This window comes from Pseudomonas sp. B20(2017) (assembly GCF_002113125.1).
In the GTDB taxonomy this organism is placed as follows: domain Bacteria; phylum Pseudomonadota; class Gammaproteobacteria; order Pseudomonadales; family Pseudomonadaceae; genus Aquipseudomonas.
The window spans coordinates 263,745-285,611 of record NZ_NEJP01000007.1; the positions used below are offsets into that span (position 1 = coordinate 263,745).

Here is a 21,867-nt window from a genome sequence, read left to right on the forward strand (position 1 = left end):
CGCCACACGCTCGTACCTCAACCCCGTCAGTTTGGCGGGGCTTTTTTTTGCCTGAAATAACTGTCACCAGCATTTTTCCCACAACTTGCGCTGATATAGACCACGACTTGAGTCCACTTCCTGTCGATATTTTTCAGCAGCAGGCAACTAACCTTGGTGTATTAAAGTTTCACCAATAAAGCGGGAAACTTTGTTCATCACCAATACTTATTCGAATGGATTCGAACATGCTGAAACCTACTGTCGGCCCGATCGTTGGCCACACGACAACTAATCAGGCGCGAATCTTTATTCGCGGCGGACTACAACATAACGCGGCCGTATTTGCCGGCATTCGCTATCGGACACTGGATTCGAAACAATGGCAGACGAGCACGTTTGTAAAACTTGATTCAACTCGCGATATGACGGAAGTGCTGGTGCTCGATCATCTGCAAGCCGACACCGACTACGAATACCAGACCGGCTGGTTCAGCCCGATGAGTCCCGTTCATACCATCCACAGCGTGGCCGAGTTGCCACTGCAATGGCCGAGGGAAACTTATCGCCTGCGCACCCGCAGCAACCAGCCTTTGCAGCCCCGCGCCTACATCCTCGGTTCCTGTCGCTACCTGCGCCTGACCGCCGGCATCCCGTCACTCCCGCATCTGGGTGACCGGATTTTCGCTTCGATCAGTCAATTGATCGAAGGCGCACAACCGGCGATCAGCGCAATCATGATGTGTGGCGATCAGATCTATGCCGACGATCTGAACTTGTTCGCCCCGGACCGCGACTATGAAGACATCATTGCAAAGTATCGTGTGGCGTTTTCTCTGCCTAACATTCGACGACTGATGTCCGGCACTTCGACTTACATGATCCTTGATGATCACGAAATTGAAGATAACTGGCCAATGAACGCCGGAAAGTCCGACAACATAATGTTTCGCAACGCAATGGCGGCTTACGAAATCTATCAAGCAAGTCATAGCCCGATCTGTTCAACAACAACTAACAGCACAATTGATCGCACGACACTGAAGCACTACTGGTATCAATTCAGCGACGGCGATATCGAATGGTTTGTGACGGACAGTCGAACTCGCCGCAACTTGTCATCAGCTGATCGGCGCATTCTCGATGAAGAGCAGGAGCAGGCATTGTGCAAGTGGCTGGTCAAAAGTCCTGCGCGGGTCAAGTTCGTGGTTACCAGCGTCATGTTCTACCCCGATCGCAAGGCCCACGGCGACGACGCCTGGAAAGCCTTCCCGGAGCAAAGGCTGCGCCTGTTGGAAGTCATTCGCACCCACCGGATCGAGAATGTCATCTTCGTCAGCGGCGATGTCCATGGCTCACTGACCTCGCGCCTCACGCACAGCGACGATGCGGATTTCGAGGTACACACCATCGTCTCTTCACCGCTGTGCAACAGCAAATTGCTGCCATATGCCAAGGCGTCGACCTTCATCCTGGATCAGCCTCTGATTCGCACCGCAAGCGGCGAATACCAGCACGAACTGACCAGCCAGGTCATCAGCCAGGACAACTTCGCGCACATGGTGGTCGAGGCCGGGCGGATCCAGGTCAACTATCACGATCGGGATGGCAAGCACCTGCAATCCATCGAGATTCCGTTGCGATAAATCCAGCGGCACGACCGTTCCGGACGCTCGAAGGCTCTGGAGCGGCCATCTCCACGTTTGAAAGCATTAGTTTCCGGCACGTGCTGGAGAAATGTTCACTGCAGCCGACATATTCTTATAGCACTTGGCCTTCATGTCTCTTGTCAGTCGGTGCCGCAATGATGCAACCTTGCCGCAGGCAACAGTAAAGAGGGCGAGAGCCCGGCGCGTTCAGCAAATTTCCAAGCGAGTTCCCTTCATGAAGAGCCAACCCGATGCCGCCAGCCGTATGGTGGCCGAGGTAGTGACGCAGTTGCCTGTGCCCTCGCGGCTCGGCATGCTGCGTTTCGAGCGCCTGAATGAAGCCAGCTGGGCGATGCTGTTTCTCGATCCCAACTGCGAACGCCAGTTCGGCCTGCCCGCCGTCGAACTCTGCGCCCTGGTCGGCTCGCCCTACGCCAGCCTGATGGAGCCCGAAGCGCGCTATCAACTGCACGATGCGATCCAGCAACAACTCGGCGAAAGCCCGCATTATCTGGTGCGCTACACACTGCACACCGCCGCCGGCGCGCTGAGCATTCTTGAACTCGGCGAAGCCTACAAACAACACAACCGCCACTTGCTGCGCGGTTACCTGCTGGCGGTCGACAACGTATTCGACGAAGCACCACCGCTGCCGTCCGTCGACCTGGAAACCCAGAACTCGCGCCTGCAAATTGCCCTTGAGCTCAATCAGCGTGCCCAGCAGGAACAACTGCAACATCTGGAGCGGGTGCGCGCCCAGCAGGATCTGATCCTGTTGCTGGCCCGCCAGCGCTACAGCAGCCAGAATTCCCTGCAAGAAGCCGCCGAGCTGATCACCCGCTGCGCCTGCGATATCTACGAGATCGACTGCGCCAGCCTGTGGAATCTGGAAGGCCAGAAACTGGTGCCGATCTCGGCCTACCACCGCGCCACCCAGGAATACATCCTGCCGGATGTCATCGACGTCAGCGGCTTCCCCGATTACATGGACGCGCTGCACGGCAGCCGCGCCATCGACGCGCACAACGCGATGCGCGACCCACGTACCCGGGAAATGGCCGAAGCCCTGCGCCCGCGTGACGTCAACGCCATGCTCGACGCCAGCATCCGCGTCGACGGCCAAGTAGTCGGCGTGTTGTGCCTGGAGCAGACCGGTGTCACCCGGGCCTGGCAGTCCGACGAAATCGCTTTTGCCGGTGAACTGGCCGACCAGTTCGCCCAGGTCATCAACAACCACAACCGCCGCACCGCCACGAGCGCCCTGCACCTGTTCCAGCGCGCGGTCGAGCAAAGCGCCAACGCCTTTTTGCTGGTCAATTGCGACGGCGTGGTCGAGTACGTCAACCCGAGCTTCACCGCGATCACCCAGTACACCACCGAGGAAGTCCACGGCCAGCGCCTGTCGGAACTGCCGGCCCTGGAAAACCTCAGCGAGCTGCTGTTCGACGCGCCCTCGGCGCTGGCCAAAAGCAACAGTTGGCAGGGCGAATTCAAGAGCCGCCGGAAAAACCTCGAACCCTACTGGGGCCAGTTGTCGATCTCCAAGGTCTATGGCGACAACCGTGAGCTGACGCACTACATCGGCATCTACGAAGACATCACCCAGTCCAAACTGGCGCAGCAGCGCATCGAGCGCCTGGCCTATACCGACAACCTGACCAACCTCGGTAACCGGCCTGCATTTATCCGCAATCTGGATGAGCGCTTCGCCCGAGACAGCGATACCCCGATCAGCCTGCTGCTGGTGGACATCGACAACTTCAAGCGGATCAACGACAGCCTCGGCCACCAGACCGGCGACAAACTGTTGATCAGCCTCGCCCGCCGTCTGCGCAACAGCCTGAGCCCGAGCGGCAGCCTGGCGCGGTTCGCCAGTAACGAATTCGCAGTATTGCTCGACAACACTGACCTCGAGGCCGGCCAACAGATCGCCAGCCAACTGTTGATGACCCTCGACAAACCGATGTTCGTCGACAACCAGTTGATCAGCGTCACCGGCTCCGTGGGCCTGGCTTGCGCGCCGCTGCACGGCCGCGACCCGCAGACCCTGATGCGCAACGCCGGCCTCGCCTTGCACAAGGCAAAAGCCAACGGCAAACATCAGGTGCAAGTGTTTACCGAAGCACTGAACGCCGAGGCCAGTTACAAACTGTTCGTCGAGAACAACCTGCGCCGCGCCCTGACCCAGAATGAACTGGACGTGTTCTACCAGCCCAAACTGTGCCTGCGTAGCGGCCGGCTGCTGGGCATGGAAGCGCTGCTGCGCTGGAACCACCCGGAGCGTGGCATGATCCGCCCGGACCAGTTCATCAGTGTCGCCGAGGAAACCGGCCTGATCATTCCGATCGGCAAATGGATCGCTCGCCAGGCCTGCCGCATGAGCAAGGCACTGACCGCCGCCGGCATGGGCAACCTGCAAGTGGCGATCAATCTGTCGCCCAAACAGTTCTCCGATCCGGACCTGGTGGCCTCGATCGCCAACATCCTCAAGGAAGAGGCGCTGCCGGCCAATCTGCTGGAGCTGGAGCTGACCGAAGGCCTGCTGCTGGAAGCCACCGAAGACACTCACTTGCAGCTCGATCAGCTCAAGCGCCTGGGCCTGACCCTGGCCATGGACGACTTCGGCACCGGTTACTCGTCGCTCAGTTACCTGAAAAAATTCCCGATCGACATCATCAAGATCGATCGCAGCTTCATCCACGAAATCCCGGACAACCAGGACGACATGGAAATCACCTCCGCCGTGATTGCCATGGCCCACAACCTGAAACTCAAGGTCGTGGCCGAAGGCATCGAGACCGCCGAGCAGCTGGCGTTCCTGCGTCGGCACCGCTGCGACGTCGGCCAGGGCTACCTGTTCGACCGGCCGATTCCGGGCGGCGAACTGATCCAGATGCTCAAGCGCTACCCGCGCGGCCCGCTCTGCCTCTAAATCCCATAATCCCCCCAACCCTGTGGGAGCGAGCTTGCTCGCGAAAGCGGTGGGTCAGTCACTGCAAATGTTGAATGGATGGCCGCCTTCGCGAGCAAGCTCGCTCCCACATTTGAATAGTGCGAAATCAGGCATCATTGGGCACACTGGCGGTCAGACTTTTTACATCCCATCCTGACTGAGAGGAACGATCATGGTTCTGCGCTCGGAAATTCTGGTGAACAAAAACGTGCTACCGACTAAAGAACAAGCTCTGCCTGGCCGCGAAACCCCGATGGCCCTGCCTGAAAAACACTTTGTGTTCGAAGATACGCCGCTGCTCGGCCCGTTTTTCGAAGACGTCGACTTCGCGATTTTCGGTCTGGGTTGCTTCTGGGGTGCCGAGCGTCGCTTCTGGCAGCGCGAAGGTGTGGTCAGCACCGTGGTCGGCTACGCCGGCGGCTACACGCCGAACCCGACCTACGAAGAAGTCTGCTCGGGCCTGACCGGTCACGCTGAAGTCGTTCTGGTGGTGTATGACAAGGCCAAGGTCAGCTACGAAGAGCTGCTGGCGATGTTCTGGGAATTGCACAACCCGACGCAGGGCATGCGCCAGGGCAATGACATTGGCACTCAGTACCGCTCGGTGATCTATGCCACCACGCCGGAGCAACTGGATGCAGCGCTGAAGAGCAAGGCTGTTTATCAGGCTGAGCTGTCGAAGGCGGGTCTGGGTGAAATCAGCACCGAGATTGAACAGGCCCCGACCGTTTACTTCGCCGAGGCCTATCACCAGCAGTATCTGGCGAAAAATCCGGAAGGCTACTGCGGGATTGGCGGCACGGGTGTTTGCATGCCACCGAGTCTGGCGGGTAACTGAGCCCGCCCTGATCGCTCCCGCGCTACGCCTGATCGTTCCCACGCTCCGCGTGGGAATGCCTCAATGGACGCTCTGCGTCCGCTGTTGGGACGCGGAGCGTCCCGGGCTGCATTCCCACGCAGAGCGTGGGAACAATCGGTCAGCGATCAGCTCTCGGCGATCAACCAATCCATCTGCCACCCACCCTGGGTCTGCCCAAGTTTCTTGGACAGCCACGGCAGCAGCTCACGCAATTCTTCCTCCAGCCCCCACGGCGGATTGGCAATCGCCAGGCCAGAGCCGTTCAGGCTGTTCGGCGTGTCCAGCGGATGCACCAGCAGTTCGACCCGCAGCAACTTCGGCGCACCGGTGCCGGCCAGATCCTGATAGAAGCGCCGCAGTGCCCGCTGATCCTTCACCGGATACCAGATCGCCGCCACCGTCTGGCGCATCCGACCGATTGCCTCTTTCAACGATGCGGCGCAACGCTGCATCTCGTCGAGCTTCTCGAACGGCGGGTCGATCAGCATTACCGCACGTTTCTCGGCCACCGGCAGCAACGCCCGCGCCACATGCCAGCCCTCGCCCAGATGCACCGCCACACGACGGTCTCCCTTCATATTGTCTTTGAGCAGCACGCCGTCTTCCGGGTGCTTCTCGTTGAGCAACACCCGATCCTGGGAACGGGTCAGACGCCGCGCCAACTCCGGCGACCCCGGGTAATAGCGCAACTGGCCATCCGGGTTCATCTCGTGCAGCACGTTCATGTAGTCGGCAGTCAGCGCCGGCAGATCCGGCTGATCCCACAAGCGCGCGATGCCTTCCAGATACTCGCCGGTACGGTTGGCCTGATCGCCCTGCAGGTCATACAGACCGATGCCGGCGTGGCTGTCGAGATAGGCAAACGGCTGCTCCTTGCGCGACATCAGGGCGATGAGGCGGGTCAAGGTCAGGTGTTTGAACACATCGGCGTGATTGCCGGCATGGAAGGCGTGACGATAATTCATGGCTGCTCCTGCGAGGGCCGTGAAGTTTACCTTTTACCGGGCGGCAAGTCAGGGGCTCGCAGCTGAGTGGCGTCCCGCTGCACTAATGATCGTTCCCACGCTCTGCGTGGGAATGCAGCCCGTGACGCTCCGCGTCGCATGGGGTATCAGCCACAATGGCGGTGGACGCCTGGAACGCGGAGCGTCCCTGGAGGCATTCCCACGCAGACGGTTCGACGCCTCGACGTGGGAACGATCGAGTCAGGACGGTATGGCGTGTAGGCGTTTGCCAATCACATCCAGCACATCACAGCCATCACGCAACGGAATCACGCAGAGCTGGGCGAAGTCGCTGAGTATGACCGAGTCGCACTCGACCGAGCCGCGCATGCACATGTTTTCCAGGACCTGGATCACGGCGCGGATGCGGTAGTTGGCGGCGTCCATCAGAATGTCGAGCGGGGCGTGGGTGTCGATGAACAGGGTGGGCATGTCGTTGCAGTTGCTGGTCAGCGCCATGAGGCGGTTGTTGGGGTGAGGCGTGAAGGGTTCGTAGGGTGGATCGGGTTTTAACGTCGACATATTGTTTGCACCTCGGCAGGTAAAGTGAGGCTGCCAACGACCTTCCTACAGGTTTGGGTGGCAGCTGTACGCGAGAGTAGGAAACTGAGGAACCCACCAAACTCAGCTACGCCGAAGCGTTCCCGCGCACAGCCGCCGCGAACAATGTCATGGGCACGTTCAAGTGCCGCAATCAAAGAGCAGAGCGAATGCACGGTGAGTTTTCCAAGGGTTCCTACACCCTGTCACCACTCTCGCAGTGACAGCCAAAAGACTATCCCCGCACCACCGCGCCAACCAGTTCACGCAAACCGCCGCAACTCGCAGGAAACGTCCGAAGCCTTTGCCCGGAAATTTCACTCTGACTCGTCCCGCAAGTAGTCCAGCAATGCCGAAGCCGACGATTCGTCCGACGCCGTAACCGCAAAAAATCTGACAACCTTGCAGCGCAAGACATCGGCGGGGAAAGCTTCGAACAACGCCGGCTGCTCCTCGCTCAACCACTGCAAGGCATTGTTGATTCGGGCATCACTACCGAATTGCGCCAGCAGCTTTTCCGGCACCGACCACCAGGGAAACTCCCGACCCGAGACCCGCGCCCTGCCCCCGATCTCGACGGCCTGACCGTTGATCAAGCCTCGCGTGAGAACCGGCAGCAATTGCCCGGCATCCACCTCGGACGACTCAAGGATCGGCAACAAAAACCGCCCATCCCAAAACCGGAAGAACACCGCTTTCCCGTCCGACATCAGCACCTGGGTCAAACTGCGAAAGTGCTCGACCACCCCCTCAAGCCCCGCCGAAGAGACCGCCAGCCAGCCCCAGTCGCGATACTCCGTGGTCGCCACCCAATCCAGAAACCCACTGCCCGCGTCGACGATTCCCACGTAGGGCATCACCGCATCCCACTCGGCATAGTTCGTTTCCGCCCAAACAGGGCTGGGTGCCGACGCAAACTTCGAGCGTTGCCAAACTTTGAACGGCTCGGCACTGCTCGCATTGCAGAAGATGGCGAAGAGTTGTTCAGCACTGTCAACGGGGTGGGCTTGAAGCCAATTTCTAACGGAATCGTCTCTCATAAACCTATAACTGCCTGCCATTCAATTTCATTCAAGCCACCCCATAAAGTTCGCAACCAATAAAAAAACAACCATCACTACGAAGCTTCCAATTGCTGATAAATACACATAGCGAATCAAACGCAACAAACCCTTCGGAAAACTCAGAAAGTCACTCTCATCCAACGCCCCCCCCTTGATTGCCCGAGATGGCATGAGCAGGTACGAGCCGATGCACGCCAACATGAAATAAGCACCTGTAACCCCACCACTCAAAGGCTTACGAACTAACACGCCTTGCGAATTACTGAGAAAACGAAAAATCGCCTCCATTCTGAATAGAACGAGATAGATCTGACCGACAACAGATATGAAAGCAGACCCAAAGAACATTCCGCCAAAAGTCAAAACGAACCAGATTTCATCAGCCCTCGTCATGTGCCGACTCCTTCATAAATGACCTCACCAACCTTTTCACCCAAAATCTCGCCGCCCACTCCCCCTCCAAAAGTTCCAGCCCCGACCAGAACCAATGAGCAAAGCACCCCACCTGTTCCTGCCGTACCCAAGCCAATGCCAACGCATACAAGAGAGCCCGCGATACCACCACCGAGACTTCCCCCAAATGCACCGGCAAATTTCGCCGTCTCGATGAACTTCACTTTCCTGCAAGCTTCCTCCGTACCTAACCGGCAAGTCTCCCTGACCTTTAACCCCGAAGCCGTCGCCCCCAGACCAACCCCAACCCAACCACCTAACTTGATCACCTTGCTGGCCTTACTTACGCCTTGAATATGCGTTGCGTATCCAGGAATCTCACCCGCAATACCAGCCTTGCTCCAATGGTGAACGAGACTCCGGCTGGAAATACCCAACGTTTTTTTTAAGTTTGGATGATCGGGTAAACCAGCCGCTTTACGCACTAGCGGGCTAAGACTGCCATCGAGTTGCGCCATCAACTGTTTGCGCCTGGAAAAGAAATCAGCGCCCTGAAGCTTTCCGTGTTTTTCGAAGGTTTGCTTATGCAGTATCTCCAGCTCTTTCAGCGTCTTGCCAAGATTGTCCAGATGATTACTGAACATCGCCGAGCCGATCCCCACGGCCGTCGAACCCTGAGATAAAAACGACTGAATCTCACCGTGATGCCGCGCCATAAACTCAGCCTCCGCATCACTCATTGGCGCCAGTGCCGCATCAACCTTCTGCGCCGCCTCCATCAATAAGGCTTCTTCGCGCGTGCACTGCGTATTACGTGGATCACTCAGGACAATAAGTTGACCGGGTTTTGCGTATTGAGTGAGTTGTGGATTAAGACTGCGGAATTTATCCAGCACGGCAGAATCCGGCTGCGGGAACAACGTTGATTCAAGCGCTGCCCGAGACATTCCCTGTTCAACAATATGAAAGCCCGGCTCAACGCTGGAAGGCGTTGGCCGGGCCGAAGGCTTTGGGGAGTGAGTCAAGCTGTTCGAGGGCAGAGTCGGAGTTGGGCACACACCCTCCTTACAGCGCTCGCATTCTTCGCAGAACGGTGCGTCTCCTTTAAGGCTCATGATTTGCGCGGCAGTCAGAATCGCTGCCGGTGCCGCCACCAGTTTTTCCGGCAAACCCGGCACTGTCGGCGCCGCGCTCATCGCCGCCATCGGCGCGCCACCCACCACAATTGGCACGCTGCTGAAGATCCCGCCGGGGCCGATGTTGATCCACTGCCCGCCCGCCTGAATCGTCGCGCTCGCCCCACCGTCGATTACCACCTGCTGGCCGGCGCTGACGTGAAATTGAGCACTCGCGTTGATCGCCTGATTGCTCACGCGGATGTGCCGGTCGCCGGTCACCGTCAGATGGTCGTCCTGCTTCACTTCGGTCTGACGCTGACCGTGGGTGATGCGCTGCTCATCGGCTTTATGTTCATGTTTGGCGAGACCGGTGACGACGACACTGCGCTGGTTATCCACCTGCACCTGCTGATCGTTCAGCACATGCTGGGTCCAGTTTCGCTGGGCGCGCAGGTAGATTTCCTCGGCGCCTTTGCGATCCTCGATGCGCAATTCGTTGTAGCCCCCGCCGCCGGGACTGCTCTGGCTGCGGAAAATGCTGCGGGTCTTGTCGGCCGGCAGATCGAGCGGGACCGGCGTGGCGGCGTTCGGCAGGCAACCCATGACCAGCGGTTTGTCGGCATCGGAATCGATGAACCCCACAAGCACTTCCATGCCGACCCGTGGAATCAGCACGCTGCCATAACGGTCGTGGGCCCAGCCACTGGCGACCCGCAGCCAGCAGCTGGAATGCTCGTTGAGTTCGCCGTCGCGATCCCAGGCCAGTTGCACCTTGACCCGGCCGTACTCGTCGCAATGGATTTCACTGTCTTTCGGGCCGGTGACCACGGCGGGTTGATAACCGAGCATCCGAGGTTTTTCCGGGCCCATCGGCGGGCGGAAGAACACGTCCCACGGCGTGGCGAGAAAGGTATTACGGTAACCCTGGAATTCATCGCCATCGCTGGTGACCGATTCCTCCAGCACTTGCGGCTGTCGGCCATGGTGCTCGATAGCGGTCAGCAGCCAGAGGTCATTCAAATCCTGGCGCGGATGCTCGCTCAGTTGCAGGAAATGTCCGCTGACCAAGGCAGATTGATCGCTGCGCCCCTCGGCCTGACGGTAATCGGCGACATGTCGCTCAAGGGTGCGCCGGGCCAGTTGCTTGCCGGTTTCGCGCTCGGTGAACTGGCCGGGAAAGTGGTAATCCTCCAGCACCGGGCGCTGTTCGCTTTCCACCCGACTCTGCAACGGCAGGCGCGGTTTGGTGAAGTCGTAATCACGGCGGGTGACCACGCTGGTGCGGGTTTCCACACGGACGGTGAAGCGCTTGATCGCCGGTGCCGCCGCAGCCATGCCGCTGCCCGGCAAATAAAGCGTCGGCTCGGCCAGACGCGGGAACACCGTTTGATCGTCGCCGAACACCAACAGATGCCCGTCCGGGCTGTGCTGAAAGTGGAAATGAATACCGACCTCGGCACATAAGCGCTGAATGAACGCCAGATCACTCTCGGCGTACTGCACGCAGTACTCACGCGGCGGGTAATCGCTGCCCAGGCGAAATTCGAAGGCATCGCGCAGGATCGCGTGATCCTTGAGGATCTGCGTAACGATCTGCGGCACACTTTGGTGCTGGAAGATTCGCTGATTGATCCGGTGATCCAGATAGGCCAGACGCGGAACAAGACTGACGTGATAGCGGGTCAGACGCTTGCCGGAATCGCCCTGCCCGACCCGATAGATCTGACCGTGGACACCGGAACCGTCTTCATCAAAACTCAGAAACGCCTGACAGTGCAGCAGGCTTTCCAGATCCAGATCCGGCCGTTCACTGACCAGCTCCAGGTCGAAGCGGAAGGGTTGGCTGATGGCTTCCTTGCCCGTGAACTCAAGGACTTTGAGGTCAAACTGGGCGCCTTCGACGGTCAACGTGAAACGCGGTTGATTGGCAGGCGCGAACATCCGATGTCTCTCTGCAGATTGAGGGCGGGCGATTCTGCATGAGGGGCAAGGGGTGCAGGTCGGGTGACTGAAAAATCAGATTTTCCCTACTTGAAACTTCGATCTTCCCTTCAAAAATAAGCGCATTCGACTACAGACTTATCTCTCAGAAACATCACCAAATCCTGTGGGAGCGAGCTTGCTCGCGAATGCAGTGTGTCAGAAAAACAAATGTGAACTGACAGGACGCTTTCGCGAGCAAGCTCGCTCCCACAGGGCTTTTGGACACTTTCAAAGAACTTGCAGCAATAAAAAACGGCCCGCTTCTTGTAGGAAACGGGCCGTTTTCTTGTGAGCCTCAGCTCATTTCCATCACTTGTTCAGATGGAAATCTTTCTCTGCCGCTTCAAAGCGCTGAACCATGCCGGCGCTCGGCTGACCCATCAGGCTGACGAAGTAGATCGCCAGGCTGGCGAAGATGAAGCCCGGGATGATTTCGTACAGACCCAACAGTTCGAAATGCTTCCACACGATTACGGTGATCGCGCCGACCAGGATGCCGGCCAGTGCGCCGTTTCGGGTCATCTTTTTCCAGATCACCGAGATCAGCACCACCGGGCCGAAGGCTGCACCGAAACCGGCCCAGGCGTAGGACACCAGACCCAGCACACGGTTTTCCGGATTGGCGGCCAGAGCGATGGCGACCAGGGCGACCAGCAGCACCATCGCACGACCGACCCACACCAGTTCAACCTGGGAAGCGCTCTTGCGCAGGAAAGCTTTGTAGAAGTCTTCGGTCAAGGCGCTGGAGCACACCAGCAACTGGCAGCTCAGGGTGCTCATCACTGCCGCGAGAATCGCCGACAACAGCACGCCCGCAATCCACGGGTTGAACAGGATTTTCGCCAGTTCGATGAATACGCGCTCGTGGTTTTCGGTCACTGGACCCGCCACTTCCGGGTGCGCCGAGAAGTAAGCGATACCGAAGAAGCCCACGGCCACGGTGCCGCCCAGGCACAGGATCATCCAGGTCATGGAGATGCGACGGGCGTTGGCGATGGATTTCACCGAGTCAGCGGCCATGAAGCGCGCCAGGATGTGCGGCTGGCCGAAGTAGCCCAGACCCCAACCCATCAGCGAGATGATGCCGATGAAAGTGGTGCCCTTGAGCATGTCGAAGTTGCTCGGGTCCTGCGCTTCGATGGCCAGGAACGTGGTATCCACGCCACCGGTAGCCAGCAGCACGATGATCGGGGTCAGCAGCAGCGCGAAGATCATCAGGGTGGCTTGCACGGTGTCGGTCCAGCTGACCGCGAGGAAACCGCCGACGAAGGTGTAGGCAATTGTCGCCGCAGCACCGGCCCACAGCGCCGTCTCGTAGGACATGCCGAAGGTGCTTTCGAACAGGCGGGCGCCGGCCACGATGCCGGAAGCGCAGTAGATGGTGAAGAACACCAGAATCACGACTGCGGAAATGATCCGCAGCAGACCGCTCTTGTCTTCGAAACGGCTGGAGAAATAGTCCGGCAGGGTCAGCGCATCGCCGTTGTGTTCGGTTTGAACACGCAGACGACCGGCGACGAACAGCCAGTTCAGGTAGGCACCGACGATCAGGCCGATGGCGATCCAGCTTTCGGACAGGCCGGACATGTAGATGGCGCCCGGCAGGCCCATCAGCAACCAGCCGCTCATGTCGGAAGCGCCGGCGGACAATGCCGTCACCACGCTGCCCAGGCTGCGGCCGCCCAGAATGTAATCGGAAAGGTTGTTGGTGGAGCGATAGGCCATGAAGCCGATCAGCACCATTGCTGCGATGTAGATCACGAACGTGATCAGGGTTGGATTGCTTGCGCTCATTACGTACGTGCCCTGGCTTTGTTTTTATGTAGCGGCGGCGGTTGCACCGTTTGCAGACTGACGTCTGACAGACGATTCGCACGGCCACGCATTTATGACCAATGTTTCCCCAGGAAAGCCATTGGCCGGTGCGTAGGGTTTCCCCGGTTGCACCTTGGGCGCGAATCCTATGCAACAAAGCAAAACAGGTGCAACCAGTTTCTGGAGAATAAGTTGCACCCAGTCGGATTTATCCTGCGAAAGTCGCTTTTTGCTCCCTTTTAACGCAGTCACAGCGCTTTTCTAGAAGCAAAAGCACCAAGCAGGAGCAGCACTTTCGTACCAGAAATTATTTCCTGACGAGTTGCAGAATATTCCGACAAAAAAGGGTTGCACCCGGTTGCACCTCTTTCGGCTCGCGGCTAATCTTGCCGCCAGCTGTTGTCGCGCAACTGCGGCACCTATGAGGATAAAAATATGGCTACCACCACCCTTGGGGTCAAACTTGACGACCCGACCCGCGAGCGCCTGAAGGCTGCCGCAACCTCGATTGATCGCACACCGCACTGGCTGATCAAGCAGGCAATTTTCAATTACCTGGAAAAACTCGAGGGTGGTGCAACCCTGACCGAGCTGAACGGTTTGACCGCCAAGGACGCCGACGACGCGGGCGAAGTCCACACCGATCACGCTCACCAATGCTTCCTCGAATTCGCCGAAAGCATCCTGCCGCAATCAGTGCTGCGCGCCTCGATCACCGCCGCTTACCGTCGCCCCGAGCCGGAAGTGGTGCCGATGCTGATCGAGCAGGCTCGCCTGCCAGCGCCGATGGCCGAAGCCACCAACAAACTCGCTGCAACCATTGCGGAAAAACTGCGTAACCAGAAGAGTGCCGGTGGTCGTGCAGGCATTGTTCAGGGCCTGCTGCAGGAATTTTCCCTGTCGTCCCAGGAAGGCGTGGCGCTGATGTGCCTGGCCGAAGCGCTGCTGCGCATCCCGGACAAAGGCACTCGCGATGCGCTGATCCGCGACAAGATCAGCACCGGCAACTGGCAGCCGCACCTGGGCAACAGCCCGTCGCTGTTCGTCAACGCTGCGACCTGGGGCCTGCTGCTGACCGGCAAACTGGTCTCGACTCACAACGAAGCCGGCCTGACTTCGTCCCTGAGCCGCATCATCGGCAAGAGCGGCGAGCCGATGATCCGCAAGGGCGTCGACATGGCCATGCGTCTGATGGGCGAGCAGTTCGTCACCGGCGAAACCATCGCCGAGGCCCTGGCCAACGCGAGCAAGTTCGAAGCCAAGGGTTTCCGTTATTCCTACGACATGCTGGGTGAAGCGGCGCTGACCGAACACGACGCCCAGAAGTACCTGGCCTCGTACGAACAAGCCATTCACTCGATCGGCAAAGCGTCCCACGGCCGTGGGATTTATGAAGGTCCGGGCATCTCGATCAAACTGTCGGCCCTGCACCCGCGTTACAGCCGCGCCCAGTACGAGCGCGTGATGGACGAGCTGTACCCGCGCCTGCTGTCGCTGACGCTGTTGGCCAAGCAATACGACATCGGCCTGAACATCGACGCCGAAGAAGCAGACCGCCTGGAGCTGTCGCTGGATCTGCTCGAGCGTCTGTGCTTCGAGCCGCAACTGACCGGCTGGAACGGCATCGGTTTCGTGATCCAGGCTTACCAGAAGCGCTGCCCGTACGTGATCGACTACGTGATCGACTTGGCTCGCCGCAGCCGTCATCGCCTGATGATCCGCCTGGTGAAAGGCGCGTACTGGGACAGCGAAATCAAGCGCGCCCAGGTCGAAGGCCTGGAAGGCTATCCGGTCTACACCCGCAAGGTGTACACCGACGTTTCCTACATCGCCTGCGCGCGCAAATTGCTGTCGGTGCCGGAAGTCATCTACCCGCAGTTCGCTACGCACAACGCCCACACCCTGTCGGCGATTTATCACATTGCCGGTCAGAACTATTACCCGGGCCAGTACGAATTCCAGTGCCTGCACGGCATGGGCGAACCGTTGTACGAGCAGGTTGTAGGCAAGGTTTCCGAAGGCAAGCTGAACCGTCCGTGCCGTGTGTACGCTCCGGTCGGCACCCACGAAACCCTGCTGGCGTACCTCGTACGTCGTCTGCTGGAAAACGGTGCCAACACTTCGTTCGTCAACCGCATCGCCGACCAGTCGATTTCGATCCAGGAACTGGTGGCCGATCCGGTTGCGCAGATCGAGCAGATGGCAACCGTGGAAGGTGGTTTCGGCCTGCCGCATCCGCGCATTCCGCTGCCGCGTGACCTGTATGGTTCCGAGCGCGCCAATTCCAGCGGCATCGACATGGCCAACGAACATCGTCTGGCATCGCTGTCCTGCGCCCTGCTGGCGACCGCGCACAACGACTGGAAAGCCGCGCCGATGCTCGGTTGCGCCTCCAGCAACGAAGCGCCGGTTCCCGTCCTGAACCCGTCCGATCTGCGTGACGTGGTCGGCCACGTACAGGAAGCCACCGTCGAAGACGTCGACAACGCCATTCAATGCGCCCTGAACGCCGCACCGATCTGGCAGGCCACCCCGCCAGCCGAACGCGCCGCGATTCTGGAACGTGCCGCTGACCTGATGGAAGGCGAGATCCAGCCGCTGATGGGCCTGCTGGCCCGCGAAGCCGGCAAGACCTTCGCCAACGCCATCGCCGAAGTCCGCGAAGCGGTCGATTTCCTGCGTTATTACGCGGTACAGGCACGCAACGATTTCAGCAACGATGCCCACCGCCCACTGGGCCCGGTGGTCTGCATCAGCCCGTGGAACTTCCCGCTGGCGATCTTCAGTGGCCAGGTTGCTGCCGCACTGGCCGCCGGTAACCCGGTTCTGGCCAAACCGGCCGAACAGACTCCACTGGTCGCCGCACAAGCCGTGCGCCTGCTGCTCGAAGCCGGAATTCCGGAAGGCGTGCTGCAACTGCTGCCGGGTCGCGGTGAAACCGTCGGCGCCGGCCTGGTGGGTGACGAGCGCGTCAAGGGCGTGATGTTCACCGGTTCCACCGAAGTTGCGCGCCTGCTGCAACGCAACATTGCCGGCCGCCTCGACAACCAGGGCCGTCCGATCCCGCTGATCGCCGAAACCGGTGGCCAGAACGCGATGATCGTCGACTCTTCGGCACTGACCGAACAGGTGGTGATCGACGTGGTGTCGTCGGCCTTCGACAGCGCCGGTCAGCGTTGCTCGGCCCTGCGTGTCCTGTGCTTGCAGGAAGATTCCGCTGATCGCGTCATCGAAATGCTCAAAGGTGCGATGGCTGAAAGCCGTCTCGGCAACCCGGAGCGTCTGTCCGTGGACATCGGCCCGGTGATCGACGCCGAAGCCAAGGCTGGCATCGAGAAGCACATCCAGAGCATGCGCGACAAAGGTCGCAACGTGTACCAGGTGGCCATCGCCGATGCCGAGGAAGTCAAACGCGGCACCTTCGTCATGCCGACCCTGATCGAACTGGAAAGCTTCGACGAGCTGCAACGCGAGATCTTCGGCCCGGTGCTGCACGTGGTGCGCTACAAGCGTAAAGAGATCGATCAGTTGATCGCCCAGATCAACGCCTCCGGTTACGGCCTGACCCTCGGCGTGCACACCCGCATCGACGAGACCATCGCCAAGGTGATCGACAACGTCAACGCCGGTAACGTCTACGTCAACCGCAACATTGTGGGGGCCGTGGTCGGCGTCCAGCCGTTCGGTGGCGAAGGCCTGTCGGGTACCGGTCCGAAGGCCGGTGGTCCGCTGTATCTGTACCGTCTGCTGTCGACGCGTCCTACCGACGCGATCGAACAATCCTTCGCTCGCGGTGATGCTGCCGTAGCACCGGACGTTCGTCTGCGCGACGCCATGAGCAAACCGCTGACCGCCCTGAAAGCCTGGGCCGACAGCAACAAATTCGCCGACCTGAGCACCCTGTGCGTGCAGTACGCAGCGCAGTCGCAAAGCGGTATCACCCGCGTGCTGGCCGGCCCGACCGGCGAAAAGAACAGCTACGCGATCCTGCCGCGCGAGCACGTGCTGTGCCTGGCGGACATCGAAGGTGATCTGCTGACCCAACTCGCGGCGGTACTGGCGGTGGGTGGTTCGGCGGTCTGGCCGGAATCCGACACCAGCAAGGCATTGTTCGCACGCCTGCCGAAGGAAATTCAGGCGCGGATCAAACTGGTTTCCGACTGGAACAAGGATGACGTTGTGTTCGATGCAGTTCTGCATCACGGCCATTCCGACCAGTTGCGTGCGGTCTGCCAGCAGATCGCCAAACGTGCCGGCGCCATCGTTGGGGTTCAGGGCCTGTCCCAGGGCGAGACCAACATTGCGCTGGAGCGTCTGGTGATTGAGCGTGCGTTGAGCGTCAACACTGCGGCAGCGGGCGGTAACGCCAGCCTGATGACTATCGGCTAACCCCGATCAGCCGGACGCCTACTCAGGTGTCCGGCCCAGTAATAAACCCTGTGGGAGCGAGCTTGCTCGCGAAGGCGGTCTGCCAGTCAACGCAAATGTTGAATGTGCAGACCTCATCGCGAGCAAGCTCGCTCCCACATTTGCTTTGTGGTGTTTGTTAAGCCGCTGCTCGGCTCCAATATCACCATTATCAATCTTCCTGTTCAGCCTTTATTCGCACGCCTAGACTCGGCCCATTCCAAAAAAAGGTAGGCCGCCATGTCCGAGACGCTGCTCAGTTCCCGCAATCTGGCTTTCGAGCTGTACGAAGTCCTCGATGCCGAGGGCCTGACCCGGCGCGAGCGGTTTGCCGAGCACAACCGCGAAACCTTCGATGCCGCCATCGGCACGGCGCGCAACATCGCCGAGAAGTACTTCGCACCGCACAACCGCAAGGGCGATGAGAACGAGCCGCGCTACGAGAACGGTCAGGCGATTCTGATTCCTGAGGTCAAACCGGCGGTGGATGCCTTCCTCGAAGCCGGATTCCTCAACGCTGCGCGCAGTTTCGACGCCGGCGGCATGCAACTGCCTACATTGTTGTCCCAGGCCTGCTTCGCCCACTTTCAGTCGGCCAACGCGGCGTCGACCTCGTATCCGTTCCTGACTATGGGCGCCGCCAACCTGATCGAAAGTTTCGGCACCGAAGAGCAGAAGCAGCGCTTCCTGCAACCGATGATCGATGGCCGCTTCTTCGGCACCATGGCCCTGACCGAGCCCCATGCCGGTTCGTCGCTGTCGGATATTCGTACCCGTGCCGAGCCGGCGTCCGACGGCACTTATCGACTCAAGGGCAACAAGATCTTCATTTCCGGCGGCGATCACCCACTCTCGGAAAATATCGTGCACATGGTGCTGGCCAAGCTGCCGGATGCGCCGGCCGGGGTGAAGGGGATTTCGCTGTTTATCGTGCCCAAATTCCTGGTCAACGATGACGGCAGCCTCGGCAAGCGTAACGACGTGCTGCTGGCCGGGCTGTTTCACAAGATGGGTTGGCGCGGAACGACCTCGACTGCGCTGAACTTCGGCGATAACGGCGAATGCGTCGGCTATCTGGTGGGCAAGCCGCATCACGGTTTGAGCTACATGTTCCAGATGATGAACGAGGCGCGAATCGGCGTCGGCATGGGCGCGGTGATGCTCGGCTATGCCGGTTATCTGTACTCGCTGGAATACGCCCGCGAACGGCCGCAGGGTCGGGTGCCGGACAGCAAGGACCCGACGACGGCGCCGGTGGCGATCATCCAGCACGCCGATGTCAGACGCATGCTGCTGACGCAGAAATCCTACGTCGAAGGTGCGTTCGATCTCGGCCTGTATGCGGCGCGACTGTTCGATGACACCACCACGCTGGAAACCGAAGCCGAGCGCAAACAGGCTCACGAGCTATTGGATTTACTGACACCGATCGTCAAATCCTGGCCGTCGGAGTTCTGCCTGAAAGCCAACGAACTGGCGATCCAGATTCTCGGCGGCCACGGCTACACCCGCGAATACCCGGTGGAGCAGTACTACCGCGACAACCGCCTGAATCCGATCCACGAAGGCACCCACGGCATTCAGTCGCTGGACTTGCTCGGGCGCAAACTGGCGCAGAACGGTGGTGCAGGGCTCAAGCAACTGATCCGCCTGATCGCCGACACCGCCGAGCGCGCGGTGGCGTTCGAATCGTTGACCGCACTGCGTGAGCCGCTGGAGAAACTGGTGGCGCGTCTGCAAAGCGTGACGATCGGTTTGCTGACCGACCTGGCTCAGGGCAAGGTCAACAGCAGCCTGGCGAACTCGGCGTTGTACCTGAAGGTGTTCGGGCATGCGGTGATTGGCTGGCGCTGGCTGGAGCAGGCGATTCGCGCCGAGGAAGGGCTGGCCAAGGGGAATGCGGCGGACGCCGACTTCTATAAGGGCAAGTTGCAGGCGGCGCGGTATTTCCTGACGTGGGAAGTGCCGGGGTGCCAGCATGAGCTGGCGTTGCTGGAGGCGCGGGATGATACGTGTCTGGCAATGCAGGATGCGTGGTTCTAACCCCTAACCATGATCGTTCCCACGCTCTGCGTGGGAATGCCTACTGTGACGCTCTGCGTCACGATCTTGAGGGGACGCGGAGCGTGGGAACGATCAGCGCCTCGACAGGGAACGATCAGTCAGCTCAGTTTGAACCCACCCATCTGCCGCGCCAGATCATCCGCGAGCCGCTGCAGCATCTGACAATCCTCACGACAAGCCCGAACCTCCCCCGCTGTGGCCCGGGCCAGATCGGAAATCCCCTGCACGTTACGGTTGATCTCCTCGGTCACCGCCGACTGCTCCTCAGTCGCCGTCGCCACCTGATGGTTCATGTCACTGATGCGCTCGACCTGCCCGGTAATCGCAGTCAAAGAAGCCCCGGTACGCTGGCTCGATTCAACCCCAGTCCCCGTCGCAGCCTGCCCGGTACGCATGGATGACACAGCATTCTCCGCCCCCTGTTTGAGGCTGCCGATCATCTGCTGAATCTCGTCGGTAGACGCCTGAGTGCGGCGCGCCAGCGTCCGCACTTCATCAGCCACCACCGCAAAACCACGCCCCATATCGCCGGCCCGCGCCGCCTCGATCGCCGCGTTCAGCGCCAGCAGATTGGTCTGCTCGGACACCCCGCGAATCACCGCCAGCACCTGATCAATCGACGCCACCTGGTGCGCCAGCTCACCCACCGCGCCGGCAGCAACGCCGATTTCATCGGACATGCTTTCTATATGGCGAATCGACCCGCCAACCACTTCCCGCGCCTGCATCGCTTCATCACGGGCGGTTTGCGAGGCGAGCGCCGCGTTACCGGCGTTCTGGGCGATCTCCTGCACGGTCAGGCCCATTTCGTGGACGGCGGTGGCGACCATATCGGTCATTTCCTGCTGGCGACCTGAGCGTTCGGCGGTGTTATCCACAACCCTGGCCACCTGGCCGACGGCAACGCGCAGACGTTCGCTGGTGGTCAGCACTTCGCCGATCATCCCGCGCTGGCTGTCGAGGAAACGGTTAAAGCCCCGAGCGAGGTCGCCCAGTTCATCGGCGCGGCTGGAATCTAACCGGTGAGTCAAATCTCCACCACCGCTACCGATTGCTACCAGTGCCGCTGTTACCTGACGAATCGGTCGCACCAATCCCTGGGCCAGCCAGATCACCAGCGCCAGACAAACAACCGCCACGGCCAGACCGATACCGCTGCTCATCCACATCGCCCGGCGCGCTTCGGCGTAGATCTGCGACTGTGGCACTTCGGCCACCAGGGTCCAGCCGAGGTCGCGCAAAGGCAGACTGAAGGCGAGGAAGTCTTCGCCATCGCGCTGGAAGCTGCTGTTGGTCGCTACTTTGTGGCCCATGACCGCTTGCGCCGCATTGGCGCCGATCTGCTCCGTGAGGGTGCGTTTGCCGCTGAACTGTGCCTCGGGATGAACCTGAATCAAGCCGTCGGAACGCACGAGATAGACCTTGCCGCGTTCGCCGAAACTGAAGTTGTGGATCAGCTCGGACAGCTCTTTCATGCTCAGCCCAAGGCCCGCAACGCCGACCACTTTGCCGGCCTGCTGCACTTTCAAATCGATAAACAGCGCCAGCTCTCCGGTGGCCCCGTCGTTGTCGATGTTCAGGGTTCGCTGCTGATTGCTGTCGAGAAACGAGTAGAACCACGCATCGGCCGGTTTGTCGCGACTGAGGGTGCGATCCAGACCTTTTTCGGTGATGTAGTGATTGGATTCGGTGCCGATGATCAGCGCTGTGAAAGCCTTGTGTTCCGCGCGGATACCTTCCAGATACTGCGCGAAGCCGGCCGTTTTGCCGGAGTCTTCACCATTGGCCAGCCAGTCGCGGACCATGGTGTTGCTGGCGATGTCTTTGGCGGCGGTGAGGGGTTGAACGAGGATACGTTCGATGTCGTTGCGCGTCGCTTCGATGCTCGACGGCAACGCCTGTTCGACCAGATAGCTCTGGGCGAGGCGGTTGACCACCAAGGTATAAATGCCAACCACGATCAAGATGCTGACCAGCAGAGCGGTGCCCATGCCGAGGATCAGCTGCCATTGAATACTGCGACGCCAGAACTGCATGGA

At 59.8% G+C, this 21,867-nt stretch carries 11 protein-coding genes and 1 pseudogene; 5 read left to right on the forward strand and 7 right to left on the reverse strand.

Annotation, left to right across the window (positions count from 1 at the left end; translation table 11 throughout):
• Positions 1-227 precede the first annotated feature (227 nt).
• The 3 genes from CAF63_RS13120 (at position 228) to msrA (ending at position 5,419) form a co-directional block, all read left to right on the forward strand.
• Positions 228-1,625, forward strand: a complete 1,398-nt coding sequence (locus CAF63_RS13120) for an alkaline phosphatase D family protein (protein ID WP_085685336.1) — start codon at positions 228-230, stop codon at positions 1,623-1,625.
• Between the two features lie 238 nt (positions 1,626-1,863).
• Entirely contained in the window at positions 1,864-4,560 is a 2,697-nt protein-coding gene (locus CAF63_RS13125) for a GGDEF and EAL domain-containing protein (protein ID WP_085685339.1), read from the forward strand.
• A 193-nt stretch (positions 4,561-4,753) separates the two neighbouring features.
• Positions 4,754-5,419 (forward strand): peptide-methionine (S)-S-oxide reductase MsrA, encoded by a 666-nt coding sequence (gene msrA / locus CAF63_RS13130; RefSeq protein ID WP_085685342.1) that lies wholly within the window; start codon positions 4,754-4,756, stop codon positions 5,417-5,419.
• A gap of 146 nt (positions 5,420-5,565) precedes the next feature.
• Here msrA and CAF63_RS13135 read toward each other — a convergent pair whose 3' ends face one another.
• From CAF63_RS13135 to putP, 6 genes and pseudogenes are all read right to left on the reverse strand, one after another.
• A complete protein-coding gene (locus CAF63_RS13135; protein WP_085685345.1) occupies positions 5,566-6,405 on the reverse strand; it encodes a 23S rRNA (adenine(2030)-N(6))-methyltransferase RlmJ in 840 nt (279 codons plus the stop codon).
• A gap of 240 nt (positions 6,406-6,645) precedes the next feature.
• Complete coding sequence (locus CAF63_RS13140) at positions 6,646-6,966, reverse strand: hypothetical protein (protein WP_085685348.1); 321 nt, start codon at positions 6,964-6,966, stop codon at positions 6,646-6,648.
• A gap of 335 nt (positions 6,967-7,301) precedes the next feature.
• Positions 7,302-8,024 carry a DUF4123 domain-containing protein gene (locus CAF63_RS13145; protein WP_085685452.1) on the reverse strand — a complete coding sequence of 241 codons (723 nt, stop codon included), beginning with the start codon at positions 8,022-8,024 and terminating at the stop codon, positions 7,302-7,304.
• A 27-nt stretch (positions 8,025-8,051) separates the two neighbouring features.
• Complete coding sequence (locus CAF63_RS13150; protein WP_085685350.1) at positions 8,052-8,441, reverse strand: hypothetical protein; 390 nt, start codon at positions 8,439-8,441, stop codon at positions 8,052-8,054.
• 1,052 nt (positions 8,442-9,493) lie between these two features.
• A pseudogene (locus CAF63_RS13155) lies at positions 9,494-11,500 on the reverse strand (type VI secretion system tip protein VgrG); the annotation flags it as partial.
• A gap of 351 nt (positions 11,501-11,851) precedes the next feature.
• Positions 11,852-13,336, reverse strand: coding sequence for a sodium/proline symporter PutP (putP, locus tag CAF63_RS13160; protein WP_085685353.1), 1,485 nt, complete (start codon positions 13,334-13,336; stop codon positions 11,852-11,854).
• Positions 13,337-13,792: 456 nt separating this feature from the next.
• Here putP and putA point away from each other — a divergent pair, with 456 nt between their 5' ends.
• Entirely contained in the window at positions 13,793-17,746 is a 3,954-nt protein-coding gene (gene putA / locus CAF63_RS13165) for a trifunctional transcriptional regulator/proline dehydrogenase/L-glutamate gamma-semialdehyde dehydrogenase (RefSeq protein WP_085685356.1), read from the forward strand.
• 258 nt (positions 17,747-18,004) lie between these two features.
• Positions 18,005-19,807, forward strand: coding sequence for an acyl-CoA dehydrogenase (locus CAF63_RS13170; RefSeq protein WP_085685360.1), 1,803 nt, complete (start codon positions 18,005-18,007; stop codon positions 19,805-19,807).
• A 119-nt stretch (positions 19,808-19,926) separates the two neighbouring features.
• Here CAF63_RS13170 and CAF63_RS13175 read toward each other — a convergent pair whose 3' ends face one another.
• Positions 19,927-21,864: a methyl-accepting chemotaxis protein gene (locus CAF63_RS13175; protein ID WP_085685363.1), complete on the reverse strand. Its 1,938-nt coding sequence runs from the start codon at positions 21,862-21,864 to the stop codon at positions 19,927-19,929.
• Positions 21,865-21,867 lie beyond the last annotated feature (3 nt).